At 64.4% G+C, this 17507-nt stretch carries 16 protein-coding genes; 11 read left to right on the top strand and 5 right to left on the bottom strand.

What is annotated here, in order from left to right:
* Window positions 1-61 precede the first annotated feature (61 nt).
* The gene (locus ACVWY5_RS42085) at window positions 62-1678 is read right to left on the bottom strand and encodes a phosphoenolpyruvate carboxykinase (protein ID WP_028335865.1); all 1617 of its coding nucleotides are present in this window, start codon (window positions 1676-1678) and stop codon (window positions 62-64) included.
* A 436-nt stretch (window positions 1679-2114) separates the two neighbouring features.
* Between ACVWY5_RS42085 and ACVWY5_RS42080 the strand changes: the two genes are divergently transcribed.
* A complete protein-coding gene (locus ACVWY5_RS42080) occupies window positions 2115-2369 on the top strand; it encodes a hypothetical protein (RefSeq protein ID WP_321176975.1) in 255 nt (84 codons plus the stop codon).
* A 236-nt stretch (window positions 2370-2605) separates the two neighbouring features.
* On the opposite strand, the gene ACVWY5_RS42075 is transcribed toward ACVWY5_RS42080, so the two are convergent.
* A complete protein-coding gene (locus tag ACVWY5_RS42075) occupies window positions 2606-3340 on the bottom strand; it encodes a DUF2470 domain-containing protein (protein WP_028335866.1) in 735 nt (244 codons plus the stop codon).
* A gap of 242 nt (window positions 3341-3582) precedes the next feature.
* Between ACVWY5_RS42075 and ACVWY5_RS42070 the strand changes: the two genes are divergently transcribed.
* The 5 genes from ACVWY5_RS42070 (at window position 3583) to ACVWY5_RS42050 (ending at window position 7579) form a co-directional block, all read left to right on the top strand.
* Window positions 3583-4284: a response regulator transcription factor gene (locus tag ACVWY5_RS42070; RefSeq protein WP_016843287.1), complete on the top strand. Its 702-nt coding sequence runs from the start codon at window positions 3583-3585 to the stop codon at window positions 4282-4284.
* Between the two features lie 110 nt (window positions 4285-4394).
* Entirely contained in the window at window positions 4395-6203 is a 1809-nt protein-coding gene (locus tag ACVWY5_RS42065; protein ID WP_028335867.1) for a sensor histidine kinase, read from the top strand.
* Window positions 6200-6640 (top strand): HPr kinase/phosphatase C-terminal domain-containing protein, encoded by a 441-nt coding sequence (locus ACVWY5_RS42060; protein WP_028335868.1) that lies wholly within the window; start codon window positions 6200-6202, stop codon window positions 6638-6640. The genes ACVWY5_RS42065 and ACVWY5_RS42060 overlap by 4 nt, the downstream gene beginning before the upstream one ends.
* 214 nt (window positions 6641-6854) lie before the next feature.
* Window positions 6855-7256 carry a PTS sugar transporter subunit IIA gene (locus tag ACVWY5_RS42055; RefSeq protein WP_021076632.1) on the top strand — a complete coding sequence of 134 codons (402 nt, stop codon included), beginning with the start codon at window positions 6855-6857 and terminating at the stop codon, window positions 7254-7256.
* Window positions 7253-7579: an HPr family phosphocarrier protein gene (locus ACVWY5_RS42050; protein WP_028335869.1), complete on the top strand. Its 327-nt coding sequence runs from the start codon at window positions 7253-7255 to the stop codon at window positions 7577-7579. Before ACVWY5_RS42055 ends, ACVWY5_RS42050 begins: the two co-directional genes overlap by 4 nt.
* A gap of 415 nt (window positions 7580-7994) precedes the next feature.
* Here ACVWY5_RS42050 and ACVWY5_RS42045 read toward each other — a convergent pair whose 3' ends face one another.
* Both ACVWY5_RS42045 and ACVWY5_RS42040 read right to left on the bottom strand, forming a co-directional pair.
* Window positions 7995-9608: a glycosyltransferase family 39 protein gene (locus ACVWY5_RS42045; RefSeq protein WP_028335870.1), complete on the bottom strand. Its 1614-nt coding sequence runs from the start codon at window positions 9606-9608 to the stop codon at window positions 7995-7997.
* A gap of 135 nt (window positions 9609-9743) precedes the next feature.
* A complete protein-coding gene (locus ACVWY5_RS42040; protein WP_321176976.1) occupies window positions 9744-9983 on the bottom strand; it encodes a M15 family metallopeptidase in 240 nt (79 codons plus the stop codon).
* Window positions 9984-10165: 182 nt separating this feature from the next.
* On the opposite strand from ACVWY5_RS42040, the gene lepA reads away from it, so the two are divergent.
* The 4 genes from lepA (at window position 10166) to ACVWY5_RS42020 (ending at window position 15107) form a co-directional block, all read left to right on the top strand.
* Window positions 10166-11977, top strand: a complete 1812-nt coding sequence (lepA, locus tag ACVWY5_RS42035; protein ID WP_028335871.1) for a translation elongation factor 4 — start codon at window positions 10166-10168, stop codon at window positions 11975-11977.
* Between the two features lie 100 nt (window positions 11978-12077).
* Window positions 12078-12407 carry a hypothetical protein gene (locus ACVWY5_RS42030; RefSeq protein ID WP_028335872.1) on the top strand — a complete coding sequence of 110 codons (330 nt, stop codon included), beginning with the start codon at window positions 12078-12080 and terminating at the stop codon, window positions 12405-12407.
* Window positions 12408-12558: 151 nt separating this feature from the next.
* Window positions 12559-13785, top strand: coding sequence for an MFS transporter (locus ACVWY5_RS42025; protein ID WP_028335873.1), 1227 nt, complete (start codon window positions 12559-12561; stop codon window positions 13783-13785).
* 149 nt (window positions 13786-13934) lie between these two features.
* The gene (locus ACVWY5_RS42020; protein ID WP_028335874.1) at window positions 13935-15107 is read left to right on the top strand and encodes an acyl-CoA dehydrogenase family protein; all 1173 of its coding nucleotides are present in this window, start codon (window positions 13935-13937) and stop codon (window positions 15105-15107) included.
* Between the two features lie 332 nt (window positions 15108-15439).
* Here ACVWY5_RS42020 and ACVWY5_RS42015 read toward each other — a convergent pair whose 3' ends face one another.
* Window positions 15440-17017 carry a winged helix-turn-helix domain-containing tetratricopeptide repeat protein gene (locus ACVWY5_RS42015; RefSeq protein WP_028335875.1) on the bottom strand — a complete coding sequence of 526 codons (1578 nt, stop codon included), beginning with the start codon at window positions 17015-17017 and terminating at the stop codon, window positions 15440-15442.
* A 145-nt stretch (window positions 17018-17162) separates the two neighbouring features.
* Here ACVWY5_RS42015 and ACVWY5_RS42010 point away from each other — a divergent pair, with 145 nt between their 5' ends.
* Window positions 17163-17459: a DUF1127 domain-containing protein gene (locus ACVWY5_RS42010; protein WP_028335876.1), complete on the top strand. Its 297-nt coding sequence runs from the start codon at window positions 17163-17165 to the stop codon at window positions 17457-17459.
* Window positions 17460-17507 lie beyond the last annotated feature (48 nt).

The following is a 17507-nucleotide window of genomic DNA, read 5'->3' as shown; positions in this document are numbered from 1 at the left end:
CGGGCAAACAAAAAGGCGGCCGCGAGGGCCGCCTTTTCAAATCGCGTATCGCTTGCGCGGCTTACTCCGCCGCCAGCTTCACTTCCGGCGCGGCGGCGCGGACTTCGGCGTCGACCTGCGCTTCGAACTTGGCGAAGTTCTTCTGGAACATGCCGATCAGCGCACGCGCGGTCTTGTCGAACTCGACCTTGTCGGCCCAGGTCTTGATCGGATCGAGGATGTGCGGCTCGACGCCCGGCAGCGAGGTCGGCACCGCGAAGCCGAAATACTTGTCGGTGCGGAAGTCGGCGTTGCGCAGCGAGCCGTTCAGCGCCGCGGTGAGCAGCGCGCGGGTCACCTTGATCGGCATGCGGCGGCCGGTGCCGTACTTGCCGCCGGTCCAGCCGGTGTTGACCAGCCAGCAATCGACATTGTGCTTGGCGATCAGCTCGCGCAGCATGTTGCCGTAGACCGACGGATCGCGCGGCAGGAACGGCGAACCGAAGCAGGTGGAGAATTCCGGCTGCGGCTCGTTGCCGAGGCCGCGCTCGGTGCCGGCGACCTTCGCGGTGTAGCCGGACAGGAAGTGATACATCGCCTGCGCCGGCGTCAGCTTGGCGATCGGCGGCATCACGCCGAAGGCGTCGGCGGCGAGCATCACGACGTTCTTCGGATGCGGCGCGCAGCCGGTGCGCGAGGCGTTCGGGATGAAATCGAGCGGATAGGCCGAGCGGGTGTTTTCGGTCTTCGAGCCGTCGTCGAAATCGGGCACGCGATCATTGGCGCCGAGCACGACGTTTTCCAGCACCGCGCCGAAGCGCTTGCTGGCGGCGTAGATTTCCGGCTCGGCTTCGCCGGACAGCTTGATGCACTTGGCGTAGCAGCCGCCTTCGAAATTGAAGACGCCGTCTTCGCTCCAGCCATGCTCGTCATCGCCGATCAGCGTGCGCTTGGGATCGGCCGAGAGCGTGGTCTTGCCGGTGCCGGACAGGCCGAAGAAGATCGCGGTGTCGCCGTCGGAGCCGACATTGGCCGAGCAGTGCATCGGCATCACGCCCTTCTCGGGCAAATAGAAGTTCAGCGTGGTGAACACGCTCTTCTTCATCTCGCCGGCATATTGCGAGCCGCCGATCAGGACGATCTTGCGGGCGAAATCGATCGCGACGACGTTCTCCGACTTGCAGCCGTGGCGCTTCGGATCGGCGCGGAAGCTCGGCAGGTCGATGATCGTCAGTTCGGGCACGAAGCTCGCGAGCTCCGACGCCTCGGGACGAATGAGCAGCGTGCGGATGAACAGCGAATGCCAGGCAAGCTCGGTGAAGACGCGGGTCTTGATGCGATGCTTCGGATCGGCGCCGCCGTAGAGATCCTGCGCGAACAGCGTCATGCCTTCGGCATGCTTGAGGAAGTCGGCATGAAGTGCCGCGAACTGCTCCGAGGTGATCGACTGGTTGCCGGCCCACCACATGCTCTTGTCGGTCAGACCGTCGCGGACCGTGAACTTGTCCTTCGGACTGCGGCCGGTGAACTCACCGGTATCCGCGCAAAGCGCGCCATCGGCCGACAGCACCGCTTCGCCATTACGCAGCGAATGCTCGTAAAGCTGAGGTGCACCGTAGTTCCAATGCACGGCCTTGAGATTTTTTAAGCCGAATTTGTCGGCGCCGAAGGCACCGTTATGCACGCCCGTCTCTTGCACGAAGAACCTCCTCGAACCCGCGTATCCTTGTTCGCGCGAATGTCGCTAGTCGCGCCCCGCCGCGGTGACCGTGATCAGAATATAGCCTCTCGGCTTCGGTCCGGCGACCTAATAGTGGGGATCGCCGGGCTTGCCAAGCCAGTCGAACGGCTTTTGGCTGATTCCAAGGCAGGCCCATCATCTGGCGCAAATACCGCAGCGCGAAACCCTTTCGCCTTGCTTTCGTTTTCTCATTGTTTTCGCAGCAGTCGGGCGACGTTTCGTCGCCTTTCCCGCCGCGCACGGAGCTTTGCGATGCACAAAAAGTGCCAGCCGGCGGGCAGCGCCGTCGCCGATCAAGGCGAACGGCGCGGAGAATGCCGGGTATGCATTTCGCGCTGAGGATGTATCGTTGAGATGAGCCGCCGCGCGTTGACGCGGCGCTGCAGAGCCGAGCATGACCGCCATCGTGTTGCACGCGGCACCACCTGATCGGCATCGAGCTGCAAGTGAGAAGCTGCTGATGAGCAGTTTCGATTGCGCTCAACACACCTTCGTCGAAGCCCGATTGGTTCAACGCTCAACTGCGGTGAATGTTCCGCAACGCGTCGCGTTCGGCGGTGAGGCAATCACTGCCCCCTGGCGATCGGATGATAACGCAATCAGCGCGGCGCAAGCGCGCGTCATCGCGGTGTGGTCGCGATCCGGATGATTTTCCGAGCAGCAGCGCCAGCCATTCTTGCACGCGCATCGAACCAACGGGCGATGACGCAACGCGCCGGCGCGAAATGATCGCGCTGTCAGACCTTGCGCAAACAGGAAGCGGCGCACGGTCGAACGACACCTCGCCTTGAGCGAGCGCGCAATCGAGCCGCCGCAGCCATGCGACACCATGCCTCGCCACGGCCGCAGCACCGCCGCGCGGACAGGTCTTTCTCCTGTCGCTTGCTATTCCTTGGCGCGCGCCTCGCCGGCGAGCCGCACCAGCATCTTGCGCAGCTCGGTGCCGGTGGTGACGCGCTCGGGGAAATCCAGCCGCAGCGTGTCGCGGCCGGCCTGCATGTCCATGCCGTCGGGATCGCAGCCGGTGCAGAGCCAGTCGGCACTTTCCGCGCCGAGCAACCGCGTCGCGTAAAGATTCATGGCCTCGCGGTGATCCTCGTTCATATGCGCCACCGCGCCGGGCTCGGCTTCGAGCAGCCCCTCGGCTCCGCCGAGATCGGTCAGGAATTGCGCGGGTTTGAGGTCCACGATGCGGCCGAACCCGGCAACCAGATGGGCACCGCTTGGCTTGATCCGGAAGAACGAAAAATCCTTAAATTCCACAAAGGCTTCCGCTGACGGATGGGCAGCGAGATAGCGCCGGCGGACGAGCTCCCGCCCGGCCTCCGCGACCTCCTCCGCCTTGCCCGCCAGCATGATCCGGGCGCCCTCCAGCGGATCGCCCTCGGCGCGCTCGTCCAGCATCAGCGACACCCTGCTATCGGCCAGGACGTTCTTGGTATGCAACGCCAGGCGGGAAATCAGCAGGATCGGCGAGCCGTCGGGATGGCTGGCCAGATTGACCAGCGAGCAATAGGGATCGCCGGTGCCGGCCATCAGCGTGGCGAGGGCGCCCTGGCGGCTGCGGCGGAGCAGCGAGCGGGCAAGGTGGGCAGGATCGAGGTCGGCGGTCGGTTGCATGGGGCCTATCGGGTCATTTTATGGGCGAATCTGGCGGGTTCCCTATGAAAAAAGGGCCTTTTCTCATGGTCCAAGGGTGCTATATGGGGACCCATCGCGTGGGTCGCAGAAGCGGATTTTTGCGGAACTCGGTCACACTTCAGCCCAGCTTGCATTGCTCGTTGACCGCGTTCGAAGCCCAATTCTACGGCGCGTCGCCAGAGTGCCCGCCGTCTAAGCCACTCTCATTGTGAAAGCAGCACATGCCCACAATCGCCCTGGTCGACGACGACCGCAACATTCTCACTTCGGTTTCGATCGCGCTCGAAGCCGAAGGCTATCGCATCATGACCTACACGGACGGTGCGTCGGCGCTGGATGGGTTTCGCACGTCGCCGCCCGACCTTGCGATCCTCGATATCAAGATGCCGCGCATGGACGGCATGGAAACGCTGCGCCGGCTGCGCCAGAAGTCCGACCTGCCGGTGATCTTCCTCACCTCGAAGGATGAGGAGATCGACGAATTGTTCGGCCTGAAAATGGGCGCCGACGATTTCATCCGCAAGCCGTTCTCGCAGCGCCTCTTGGTCGAACGGGTCAAGGCCGTGCTCCGCCGCGGCCAGCCGAAGGATCCGACCGCCGCGCCGAAGGAACCGGACGCCCGCGCGCTCGACCGCGGCCTGCTGCGGATGGATCCGGAGCGCCACACCTGCACCTGGAAGAACGAGCCGGTGACGCTCACCGTGACCGAATTCCTGATCCTGCAGGCGCTCGCCACCCGCCCCGGCGTCGTGAAGAGCCGCAACGCGCTGATGGACGCGGCCTATGACGACCAGGTCTATGTCGACGACCGCACCATCGACAGCCACATCAAGCGGCTGCGCAAGAAGTTCAAGGTGGTCGACGACGACTTCGAGATGATCGAGACGCTGTACGGCGTCGGCTATCGCTTCAAGGAAGCCTGATCTGCGCTTCCCGGGCGGCTTGTTAACTGACAGGCTCCGCACGGCTGGGGTAAGCTCGGGCGAACGATTGCTTCGCGGGACGACATCCATACCAACCGGCAGCTTTGCCAGTGCTTGATCGAACGCAGCTCGAGCAAGGCCTGAACACCGAGGACGCGTCACAGCTCCTCGATCAGGACGCCGTTGCCGAAGACGTGGCGCAGGACAGGGGCTGGCGCCGTCCGCTCGGCTGGCTGCGCCGCGCCGGTCAGTTCTTCTTCGCGCTGTCGTTCTCGAGCCTGACGCGGCGCATCGTCTCGCTCAACCTTGCCGGCCTCGTCGCGCTGGTCGCCAGCATCCTCTATCTCTCGCAATTCCGCGCCGGCCTGATCGAGGCGCGCACGCAGAGCCTCCTGGTCTATGCCGAGATCATCTCGGAGGCGATCGCGGCCTCGGCGACCGTCGAAGGCAACACCGTCACCATCGATCCCGACCGCCTGCTCGACCTCAAGCCCGGCGAGAGCTTCGGCCAGCCGGATGAATCGGCCGACTTCCCGATCAATCCCGAGCGGGTCGCGCCGACCCTTCGCCGCCTGATCGCGCCGACCAAGACGCGGGCCCGCATCTTCGACCGCGACGGCGGCCTGATCCTCGACAGCCGCAATCTGTTCGCGCGCGGCGACGTGCTGCGCATGGAGCTGCCGCCGCCGTCGGAGAAGCCGTCGCTCTATGAAAAGACCAAGGCCACGATCAAGACCTGGCTCAACCGCGGCGACCTGCCGATCTATCGCGAGCTCGGTCCCGAAGGCGGCAAGGGTTATTCCGAAGTCGCGCAATCGCTCGAGGGCATGAAGGGCAGCGCTGTGCGCGTCACCGAGCGCGGCGCGATCATCGTGTCGGTTGCCGTTCCGGTGCAGCATTTCCGCGCCGTGCGCGGCGCGTTGATGCTGACCACCCAGGGCGACGACATCGACCAGCTGGTGATGTCCGAGCGGCTCGCCATCCTCAAGATCGGCGGCGTCGCCTCCGCCGTCATGATCATGCTGTCGCTGTTGCTGGCGAGCACGATCGCGGGCCCGGTGCGGCGGCTCGCCGACGGCGCCGAGCGCGTCCGTCACCGCATCCAGACCCGCGTCGAGATTCCCGACTTCACCGGGCGCCGCGACGAGATCGGCCATCTTTCAGGCGCGCTGCGCGACATGACCAACGCGCTGTACAGCCGCATCGAGGCGATCGAGATGTTCGCCGCCGATGTCGCCCACGAGCTGAAGAACCCGCTGACCTCGCTGCGCTCCGCGGTCGAGACGCTGCCTTTGGCGCGCAACGAGAACAGCCGCGCGCGGCTGCTCGCCGTGATCGAGCATGACGTCAGGCGGCTCGACCGCCTGATCTCCGACATCTCCGACGCCAGCCGGCTCGATGCCGAATTGCAGCGCCAGGACATGGCGCCGGTCGATCTGCGGCGGCTGCTGACGACGCTGACCGGCGTCGCCAACGAGACAAGGCTCGGCCACGACGTCGCCGTCGAAGCCCGCTTCGAGGGCCGCGGACCGACTGATACGCTGTCGGTGCCCGGCCATGATTCACGGCTCGGCCAGGTGATCTCGAACCTGCTGTCGAACGCGCAATCATTCTCCAAGCCGGGCGACAAGGTGCGCATCGTCTGCCGCCGCAGCCGCGGCGAGGTCGAGATCGTGGTCGACGATGATGGGCCCGGCATCGGCGAGGACGCGCTGGAGCGGATCTTCGAGCGCTTCTACACCGACCGGCCGCACCAGGGTTTTGGCCAGAACTCCGGCCTTGGGCTTTCGATCTCCAAACAGATCATCGAAGCACATGGCGGACGCATCTGGGCCGAGAACCGCTCTGGCCCTGCGGACGCAGACGGCAACCCCACCATCGTCGGCGCACGCTTCGTGGTCAGGCTGCCGACACTATGAGCGACAATTCGAGCGTGCACGCATCCGCCGTTCTGGTCGGCGAGCGTGCGGTGCTGATCCGCGGCCCATCGGGCGCCGGCAAGTCGCATCTCGCCTTCGACCTGATTCTCGCTGGGCGCACCGGAGCGCTTCCGCCGGCCATTTTGGTGGGGGATGACCGTGTCCATCTCGACACAGCCGGCGAACAATTGTGGGTTCGTCCGGTCCAGCAATTGGCTGGCCTGATCGAGATCCGAGGCCTCGGAATCCGCCATTGTCCGTTCGCAAGTGAAGCCGTGGTCGGCTTGATCGTCGACCTCGCCGCTGACGACGCCGAGCGGCTGCCGCCACTGGAGACGCTCACGATTCGCCTTAATGGTGTTTTGGTACCGCGAATTCCCGTCGGCATTGGCTTCCAACCCCTGCCGCTGGTTGTCGCCGCGCTGACGACAACCTGAAAGTTCATGTTCCCGTAATCTTGCGGCCAATTGTGGGAAGGGAATTGGTAACCATATCACATCCACTATCGCGTCGGATTTTGCCGGCGCAGCCTCCCCTCTCTACCGCCAGGAACCGGGAGACTAGCCAAGATGCCCTCTTGCGTAGGGCCTCTGGATGGTCAAAGTGGCGCGTTCGTGCGGTGCACCAAAGGGCGCCCGCGAGGAGTTTCCAATGATTGGTCTAGTGCTGGTGACCCATGGGCGCCTTGCCGACGAGTTCAGAGCGGCGCTCGAACACGTCATGGGTCCGCAGAAACAAATTGAAGCGATTACGATCGGGGCCGAGGACGATTCCGATCTCTGTCGAAGCGACATCATCGAGGCGGTGAACCGCGTCGATAGCGGCGACGGCGTTGCGATCCTCACCGACATGTTTGGCGGCACGCCGTCCAACCTTGCGATCTCCTGCATGAGCCGCCCGAAGGTGGAAGTGCTCGCAGGCATCAACCTTCCCATGCTGGTCAAGCTTGCCAAGGTTCGCGAGGAGCGTTCGCTGCCCGACGCGATCGCGATGGCCCAGGAAGCCGGCCGCAAATACGTCACCATCGCCAGCCGTGTTCTCGCAGGCAAATGAGCGACGAGGCCCCGGGCGGAAATCAGGTCGGCCCGGGTGTGCCAGCGGGCGCCATTTCCCGTGAACTCCTGATCGTCAACAAGCGCGGCCTGCATGCGCGGGCATCGGCCAAGTTCGTCCAGCTGGTCGAGCGCTTCAACGCCGAGATCTGGGTCACCCGCGGCACCGAGACCGTCGGCGGCACCTCGATCATGGGCTTGATGATGCTGGCCGCCGGGCCCGGCACCACGGTGGTGGTCTCCGCGAAGGGCGACGAAGCACAGCAGGCGCTGGATGCCATCGCCGAACTCGTCGCCAGCAAGTTCAACGAAGAAGGCACGTAACGGCGGGCACGCCCGTTACGCCAATCCATCACCGTCCCCCCCCCCCCCCCCCGCGCAACGGCTTCGCCTTTGTCGCTGGAGGAGCGCGCCGCAAGGCTCGCACCTCAGTGAAGGGCCTGGCGCAGGCACACCGATGCTGCACCCTCCCCTGGAGGGGGAGGGTCGGCTCACATGGAGCACAGCGGAATGTGAGACGGGGTGGGGTGATCTCTCAACACGGGCAGCACCCGAGTGGAGAGACCTTCACCCCACCTCGGTTCGCATTTCATGCGAACCGATCCTCCCCCTCCAGGGGAGGATAAGAAGAGCAGTGTCGACCGTTCAAACAGTCGGTCGCAGCAAGACCAAAGCGATCGCGAAGGCGATCCTTTCGATCGGGTCGAGATCGCTGCCTTTCCAGGATGCCCGGAAATAACTACTTCGCCGGCGGCACCAGATAGACCTTCCAGACCGTCGACGGACCGGGATGGCCGTTGAAGAAGCGCATGGTGGTCATCACCAGCGGCTCGGCATCCTTGGCGTGCTCCGCCATCCACGCCTCGCAGGGCTTCAGGAACACCGGATCGGTGGTGTCGCAGACGCCGATGAAACCGAGACGCTTGGCTTCGTCGAGCGACGTCAGCCCCGACGACCAGGCTTCGCCGGGCACCAGCGATGCCGGATGATCCGGACTGTAGAACGTCATCGGCTCGCCGATATCGGACCGCGCGACGACCACGGCCCAGCGTGAATGGAATCTGTCCTGCCAGGTCTGGGTGAGTTCGCGCGCGAGCTCGGAGCGCGCGGCGTAGGTCGAGCCGCCGATATGGTTGGACGCGATCTCTTGCGTGGCGATGCTGGGCGCGGCGATCAGCGTGGCGATCGTGGCCACGAACCAGATCGCGGTGATCGAGAACAGCGCCATGCGCGGCAAGCGAAGCGAGGGGATCGCGACCAGCGCAAGCGGCACCAGGAAGAACAGCGGGATGCCCCAATCGGTCTTGATATAGACGGTGAACGCCAGCGCGCCGAGCGGCGGCCCGATCGCGACGATCAGCTGGATGATCCAGACGTTGAGCGCCTGCGGAAGGTTGACGGCCGGATTGGGTCCGCGCGACCAGATCCGCGCCAACACGTCCGACGGCCGCCACGGCACCGAGCCCAGGAGCAGCGCCACCAGGCCCAGCACGACGGGAATCGCGAGCAGCCCGACATTGTGCACGACATAGCCGATCACGAGCTGGACGTTGAGTGCGCGGCTCGACAGCGCGTAGACGTCACCGGCATAGGTGAACGGCACGAAGTCCACCTCCTCCAGCCACACCAGATGCGGAATCATCGCCACCGCCATCGTGCCGATCGCAACCCATGGCGCCGGCGAGCGCAGGAATTGCGTCCGTTGCGGATGGATCAGCGCGGCCAGCCCGACGGCGCCGATCATCGTCACCACCCAGTACTTGGTCATCAGCGCCAGCATGCCGGCAAAGCCGAGCCAGAGACCCGACTTGAAGCTGCGCTTCTCGAACGCGTTCAGATAGGCCAGCACCAGCAGCGGCAATGGCACCAGCTGCGCGAGATCGGCGTTGTATTTGAAGCCCTTGAAATTGAAGATCGGGTAGAGCGCGAGCATCACCACCATGAAGAACGCGCGGCGGCGATCGACGACGCGCAGCGCGATCAGCCAGCACACCACCAGCGCGAAGCTGACCGTCGTCATCGCAAGCGCATAGGTCGACCAGTTGGTGACGGGAAAAATTCTGAACCAGACCCCGGCGATCCAGCCCGACAGCGGCGGATGCTTGCCATAGCCGAGCAGGAAGCGCTGGCCCCAGGCATAGGCTTCCGCAACATCCATATGGATGTCCTGTGCGGCCTTGAGCTTGACCAGGATCAGCGTCCACAGCACCGCATGAACCAGCGCGAAGCCGATCACGAACCACAGACTGGTCCTGGGATCGGTGGCGCGCGAGGCGATCCAGGCGGCGATCCGCCGGATCGTCAGCTTGCGGTTGGTGCGCCGGGCGGCGGGGAGCGTGGAGGCGGTCGACATGGCCTGTGCCTGAGGCATGCCCCGGAAAAGTGGAAAGCGGTTTCCCGGAAGGATCATGCCCGAATGGAAGCGGAAGCGCGATGAGTGCTCATCCGCATTTCAGCGCGCTTTAGCGCGTTTTTGTGGCCAGTGAAATCAGCTTGGCGTGAGAACGCCTCCAGCCAGCGGATTCACTTTCCGAGAAGCTCCGGCCGGTGCTCGAAATGCATGGTAGTGACACCATTTGCCGCCCCAGATGCAGCCGTGACGCTCGGCGATGTCGAGGATCTCGCGCGGCATCCGGTTCTCGTAGGAGATGGTCTTGCCCTTGCCGGCCCACAGCCAGTCATCCGAAACTTTCAGGTTGAGGTCGATGGCGGCGGCGTAGCCGTGCATACTCATCCGCCCGGTGTCGGCAACGCGAACGACGATTTTCGAGCCGCCGGACCTGGCCGGAACGTGCCCGAAAAGCGGTCACGGCAACCCCGCCGGAAACGCCGCCGTGATTCGCCGTCACACCGCTGCAAAATACCGCAATTTGGTTGCCCGCGCGGGGGTGCGGATGCTATCCCGCGCCCATGACAACTGCCCCGATTTCGAACATCCGCAACTTCTCCATCGTCGCCCATATCGACCATGGCAAATCGACCCTTGCCGACCGCCTGATCCAGATGACCGGCGGCCTGTCGGATCGTGAAATGGCGGGCAAGGAGCAGGTGCTCGATTCGATGGATATCGAGCGCGAGCGCGGCATCACCATCAAGGCGCAGACCGTCCGGCTGAACTATCGCGCCAAGGACGGCAAGGATTACATCTTCAACCTGATGGACACGCCCGGCCATGTCGACTTCGCCTACGAGGTCTCGCGGTCGCTGGCGGCCTGCGAGGGTTCCCTGCTCGTGGTCGACGCCAGCCAGGGCGTCGAGGCGCAGACGCTCGCCAATGTCTACCAGGCGCTCGACAACAATCACGAGATCGTGCCGGTCCTGAACAAGGTCGACCTGCCCGCGGCCGAGCCCGAGAAGGTCAAGCAGCAGATCGAGGACGTGATCGGCATCGATGCGTCCGACGCCGTGATGATCTCGGCCAAGACCGGCGTCGGCGTGCCCGACGTGCTGGAAGCGATCGTCACCCGTCTGCCGCCGCCGAAGGGCGACCGCGACGCGACCCTGAAGGCGCTGCTGGTCGACAGCTGGTACGACGTCTATCTCGGCGTGGTCGTCTTGATCCGCGTCGTCGACGGCGTGATGAAGAAGGGCCAGCGCATCCGCATGATGGGCACCGGCGCGGCCTACGACATCGAACGCGTCGGCTTCTTCACGCCGAAGATGGAGCAGGTCGAGGAGCTCGGCCCCGGCGAGATCGGCTTCATCACCGCGGCGATCAAGGAAGTCGCCGACACCCGCGTCGGCGACACCATCACCGACGACAAGAAGCCGATCAGCGAGATGCTGCCGGGCTTCAAGCCGGCGATTCCGGTCGTGTTCTGCGGCCTATTCCCGGTCGACGCCAACGACTTCGAAACGCTCCGCGCGGCGATGGGCAAGCTGCGGCTGAACGACGCAAGCTTCTCCTACGAGATGGAAACCTCCGCCGCGCTCGGCTTCGGCTTCCGCTGCGGCTTCCTCGGCCTGCTGCATCTGGAGATCATCCAGGAGCGGCTGTCGCGCGAATTCGACCTCAATCTGATCGCGACCGCGCCGAGCGTGATCTACAAGATGAAGCTGACCGACGGCACCGAGCTCGAGATCCACAACCCGGTCGACATGCCCGACGTGGTCAAGATCGCCGAGATCGAGGAGCCGTGGATCGAGGCGACGATCCTCACGCCCGACGAATATCTCGGCAGCGTCTTGAAGCTGTGCCAGGACCGCCGCGGCTCGCAGAAGGAGCTCACTTATGTCGGCTCCCGCGCGATGGTGAAATACGACCTGCCGCTCAACGAAGTGGTGTTCGACTTCTACGATCGCCTGAAGTCGGTCTCCAAGGGCTACGCCTCGTTCGACTATCATCTGACCGACTACAAGCCGGCCGATCTGGTCAAGATGCAGATCCTGGTCAACGCCGAGCCGGTCGACGCGCTGTCGATGCTGGTGCATCGCACCCGCGCCGAAGGCCGCGGCCGCGCCATGGTCGAGAAGATGAAGGAGCTGATTCCGCCGCACATGTTCCAGATCCCGATCCAGGCGGCGATCGGCGGCAAGGTGATCGCGCGCGAAACCGTCCGCGCGCTGCGCAAGGACGTCACCGCGAAGTGCTACGGCGGCGACATCACGCGCAAGCGCAAGCTTCTGGAGAAGCAGAAGGAAGGCAAGAAGAAGATGCGGCAGTTCGGCAAGGTCGACATCCCGCAGGAAGCCTTCATCGCCGCACTCAAGGTGGATAGTTGAGGCGACGCTGCCGGCGCGACTGTTGCGCATTCTTGTCCCAGCAACAAAACGCACCATGATTTGAATCGCCACTGCATCGCGCCCCGACTAGACTGCGATCATGTTGCGCATCCCGTCCCTCCTTATCGTCATCCTCGCACTACTGCAGCCGGATCTGAGCTCGGCCGCCTCCTCGAAGAAGCGGCACGGCACCCGCTGGCACGGCTATGGCTTCCTGCCCGGCTACCGGCAGCCGCCGAACCAAACCATTCCGGTGTTCGGCCCGCGCGGCGCGGCTCGCGGCTACCCGGACTACTCGCCGCAATATTGGTATGGCGGGGATTGGTACTATTTCGGCCGCCCCGGATTCTACCGCGGCCGCTACAATGGCGGCAGTTTTGGCCCGTGCTGGACCTGGACGCCGATCGGGCGGGCCTGGCAGTGCGGCTAGCGGCGCGTCGCTGCGACATCCTGCGCATGCAACGCACAATCCGCTGATCCCGGAATGAGAGGCATGTTGCCCGTCATGTTGCCCCTGGACCTCAGATAGGCCAGCATCCTCCCTGTGCGCACCACAACAAACAACAGCGCCGGGGAAACGCATGAGCAAGGCCGCTCGGTTGGATTATGGCTGGGTCGTCGTCGGCGCGGGCGCACTGATGACCTGCGTCGGCTTCGGCACCATGCTGTCGCTCGCGGTATTCCTGCAGCCGATCTCGGATGCGATGGGCTGGTCGCGCGCCGGCGTCTCGGCGGCGGCGACGCTGGATTTCCTCTGCATGGGTTTTGCGGCGTTCGCCTGGGGCGCGCTGTCCGACCGCTTCGGCACCCGCATCGTGGTGCTGGCGGGCAGCCTGCTGCTCGGGCTTGGTCTGGTGACGGCAAGCCAGGCGCAGAGCCTGTGGCAATTCCAGCTCTGCTTCGGCGTGCTGATCGGGATCGCCGCCGGCAGCTTCTATGCGCCGATGATGGCGCTCGCCAGCGCCTGGATCGACAAGCATCGCAGCCTCGCCGTTGCGCTGGTGTCGGCCGGCATGGGCGTGTCGCCGCTGACCGTCGCGCCGTCGGCAAGCTGGCTGATCACGGCCTATGACTGGCGCTTCGCGATGCTCGTGATCGGCATCGCCGCATGGGCGCTGCTGATCCCCGCGTCGTTCCTGGTGCGCCCGGCGCCGCAGGGAACGGACGTCGCAATCCCGACCGCCGCGAACGCGCCGCAGACCGAATGGACCGCGGCGCAGGCGCTGCGCACGCCGCAATTCATGACGCTGGCACTGGCGCATTTCGCCTGCTGCGCGGCGCATTCCGGCCCGATCTTCCACATGGTGTCCTACGCCATGGTGTGCGGCATCGCGCCGCTCACCGCCGTCACGGTCTACAGCCTCGCCGGCTTCTCCGGGCTCGGCGGCCGGCTGCTGCTCGGCGTGCTCGCCGACCGGCTCGGCGCCAAGCCGGTCCTGGTCGGCGGCCTCCTGGTGCAGGCGCTGTCGATCGCGACCTATCTCGCGGTGGCGCAGCTCGGCGAGTTCTACGCGCTGTCTGTCGTGTTCGGGCTCGCCTATGGCGGGGTGATGCCGCTCTACGCCGTGCTGGTGCGCGAGTTCTTCGGCGCGCGCATCATGGGCACCGTGTTCGGCGCGGTGTCGGCCTTCGCGAGCCTCGGCATGGCGCTCGGGCCGTGGGCCGGCGGTTACGTGTTCGATACGTTCCACGGCTATACGTGGCTGCACGCCGGTTCCTTCGCGATCGGCCTCGCCGCGGTCGCCGTGGCGCTGAGCTTCTCGACCAAGCGCCAGCCGTCGCTCGATCTCGGCCGCGCCGCCGCCTGAGCGCGGATGCATTCGTCACTCGCGCACACGCGCACAGCGGATGGATAGCTGATCTGCATCGGCGCCGTCCCGCCTTGCCCTCTCCTGCCGGATGCGCCACCATCGCCTGGCCTGCCCAACAAGAATGACAGAAGGCGCCGAGGACACGCATGAACAAGCCGCAGGGAGTAGACCTTGTCGAGCGGGCGCGCGCGCTGGCGCCGCTGATCACGAGTGAAGCCGACGAGATCGAACGGACACGGCGGCTGACGCCATCCGTCACCGCGGCGCTGGTCGAGAACGGGCTGTATCGCGCATTGCTGCCGAAGCGTTTTGGCGGCGCCGAGGCGACGCTGGACGCGTTCATGCAGATGCAGGAGGAGATCGCCAAGGCCGATGCATCCACGGCCTGGTGCCTCGGCCAGTGCAGCGTCTGTGCCATGACCGCGGCCTATCTCGAGCCCGACGCGGCCCACGAGATCTTCAACACCGCGCCCGGCATTCTCGCCTGGGGCGCGATCGCCCACGAGGTTCGTGCCGAGCCCGGCGGCTATCACGCCAGCGCGCGCTGGGATTTCGCCTCGGGCTCACGGCAGGCGAGCTGGCTCGGCGCCCATGTCCGCGTCGTCGAGGCCGACGGCTCACCGCGCAAGAAGGCCGACGGTTCGCCGGAGATCCGCACCATCCTGTTCCCGATGTCGCAGGCCGTGATGTACGACGTCTGGGACGTGATCGGCCTGAAGGGCACCGGCACCGATTCCTATTCGGTCGACAACCTCTTCATTCCGGAAAAATTCGCCGCGCTGCGCGACGATCCCGCCGCGTGCCGCGAGAGCGGCCCGCTCTACAAGCTTTCCACCAACATGGTGTTCAGCATGGGCTTTGCCGCCACCTCGCTCGGCGTCGCGCGCGCCATGCTCGACGCGGCGACCGAGCTTGCCCGCGGCAAGACCCCGCAAGGCCTCAAGGCGATGCGCGACAACAATGCCGTGCAGGGCCAGATCGGCCGCACCGAGGCCAGCCTGCGCGCCGCGCGCGCCTATCTATACGCGACGGCGCACGACGTCTGGAGCGATCTCGCGAGCGGCGCCCCGATCACCGAGGCACATCGCGTCGCGATCCGCATCGCCTCGACCTGGACCATCCACCAGTCGGCCTCGGTGGTCGACATCGCCTATCACATGTCGGGGGCAACGGCGGTATTCGCCAAGAATCCGTTCGAGCGGCGGTTTCGCGACATGCACGCGATCGCGCAGCAGATCCAGGCCCGCGACACCCAGTATGAGGACGCCGGCAAGGCGATTTTGGCAGGCAATCTCGACGCTCCGCCGACCGCGCGCTGAAGCATGATCCGGAAAAGTGCGAAGCGGCTTTCCGGAAAGATCATGCTTAAAGAAGAAGCCAAGGCGCGATGAAGTCAGATTGAACCAGGGCGTACTCACCTATCTGGTTGGTCTCGCACCGGCGCTGTTCGCCGGCGGGCCGGTCGTATTTGGGATGTCGTTGTGGCGAAGGTTCGGGATTTTGCACGCTCCTGGCGCAGGATGCGTGGGTAGGCATTTTGCTCGCGGGAACTACGTTTATCACTTCTTCACCTAGAAGGTCTTCGCGACCCTTTGAGACCCGCTCCGGCCTCCCCTGCCCCGAGACATGTCGCTGCACTGCGCGCGCCAACTTACTCTGGCAATCCGGCTTTCCTCAATCCTTCTTCAAATCGCGCAAGGTCATCGGCCCGTCGATGAGGCACCAGATCGCGTATGCTGGACACCCGGAGCGCGGGATGGAGTTGCCGAAGACGCGCCATTGCCTTGTGCGCCTGTTCGGGGCGGCCGGCCATCGCGTTGCTGGCGGCGGCCACGCGCAATCCAGCGGGAAATTCTGGGTTGTATTGCAGCGCCATTGCCGCCCACGACGCTGCCTCTTCATAGCGGCCCAGCAGGAAGTGCGCATATGCCGTCCCGGTTCGCATGCCCGCTATCCGCGAATCCAATGGGTTCAGACGCATGGCGTGCGCGAAGCATTCGAGTGCCGGATCCGGCTCGCAGAGCCAGTTTTTAACCCAACCACTAAAGTGCCACGCCTCGGCCAAATTGGCATTGAGCAAAAGTGCGTGGTCGATCAAGGCGGCACCTTGCTCGAAATCACCAACGATGTAGGCGAAAGCCCACCCGCTCGCACTGAGTGCGATTGCATCATCTTTGCCCAACTCGGCTGCTCGTCTAGCGAGCAGTGTTACTCGCACAATCTCTTCCGCGGCGCCTGAAAACCAACCAATGCCCTTGCCATACGCGTAGCAAGAGGCGGCACGACCGTACGCGGCCGCAAAATCCGGATCGAGTTCAGTCGCGCTGTTGAATAGCCGCAATGCGTCGTCGATCGCCTGCCGGTTGGTATCGATCTGATAAAATCTGGCCAATCCGCGCAAATAGACCGTGTACGCGTCGAGACTTTCTGTTGGCTTGCGCTTGGCGCGCTCAATCTCTGCTTTCTCAACCGTCGGGGCGATCGCTCCAACGACGCTCTCAGTTACCTGGTCCTGCAGATCGAAGACGTTTCCGAGCTCGCCCTCAAATCGGTCGGCCCAAAGATGTGCCCCGGTGGCGGAATCTATGAGCTGGCCGGTGATGCGCATGCGGCCCAAAGCTTTTCGGACACTGCCTTCCAGTACGTAGCGCACCCCAAGTTCGCGCCCGATTTGCTTAACATCGACGAGACGCCCCCTGTATGTGAAGCTCGAGTTGCGTGCGATGACGAACAGGGCCTTGAACCGAGACAACGCTGTGATGATGTCTTCGGCCATTCCATCGGCGAAGTAATCCTGTTCCGGATCGGAGCTGAGGTTGGTAAAGGGGAGAACGGCCACGGAGGCCTTCTCAGGGAAGGGAAGATTCAGTGTTGGCCCCTGCACGGGAGCATCGCCGATTGCCCCGCCCACGAGCCTCGTTGCTTCCTGCACAGTTCCGACGAAACGGAAGCCCTTGCGCGGAAGTGTCTTGATCAATCTCTGTTCTCCGCCGGAATCGCCGACGGCAGTGCGGGCAGCATTCAAGCGCGTCGTGAGCGCAGCGTCGGACACGCTCCGCCCGCGCCAAATGGCATTGATGAGATCGTCCTTGCTGACGACGCGCTCCCTGTTGCGGATCAGATAATCCAGCAGATCAAACACCTGTGGTGCGACGGAGACGACGTCCGCCCCGCGATGCAACTCGCGCCGGTCAGGGTCGAATGCATACTCCTCGAAGAGATAGCGCAAGATGCGAATCCCCTTGGCTTGGGCCTCGCCGGAAATCGAAAGAATAAGCTGCCGGTGAGGAAAATGTAAGCTGCCGGTCAAGCGTGCCCGCCGATCTCGCGGCACCCTCGTGCCGGTGAAAAAAGCCGTCCCAGGAGACACCGCAATGAGCACGACGCACGGCACAACGTGGCTGGAACGGACATCCGTATCGATCCAGCATGTCGCCAGCTTCATCTGGACATATTGGGATGCCTTTCAGGAGCGCCGCGAGCGCCAAAAACTGCGCGACGCCCTGTCCAACTTAAGTGACAGGGAGCTGGTGGATATCGGCACCACGCGCGGCGAGATCGACTACGTCGCCTCGCACCGAGGTATTGACGCGCGAGGCATCCGATCCGGCGAATGGCTGCGATACCTGCCGACGGTGGACGGCCAAATTTTGCCCACCGACTTCCGCTAGGGTCAGAAGCTGGAAGACGACTAACCGCCGTGATGTCTGCTAAGAGCA

This window comes from Bradyrhizobium sp. USDA 3256 (assembly GCF_054058275.1).
This window is presented reverse-complemented; position numbering and strand designations above follow the sequence as displayed.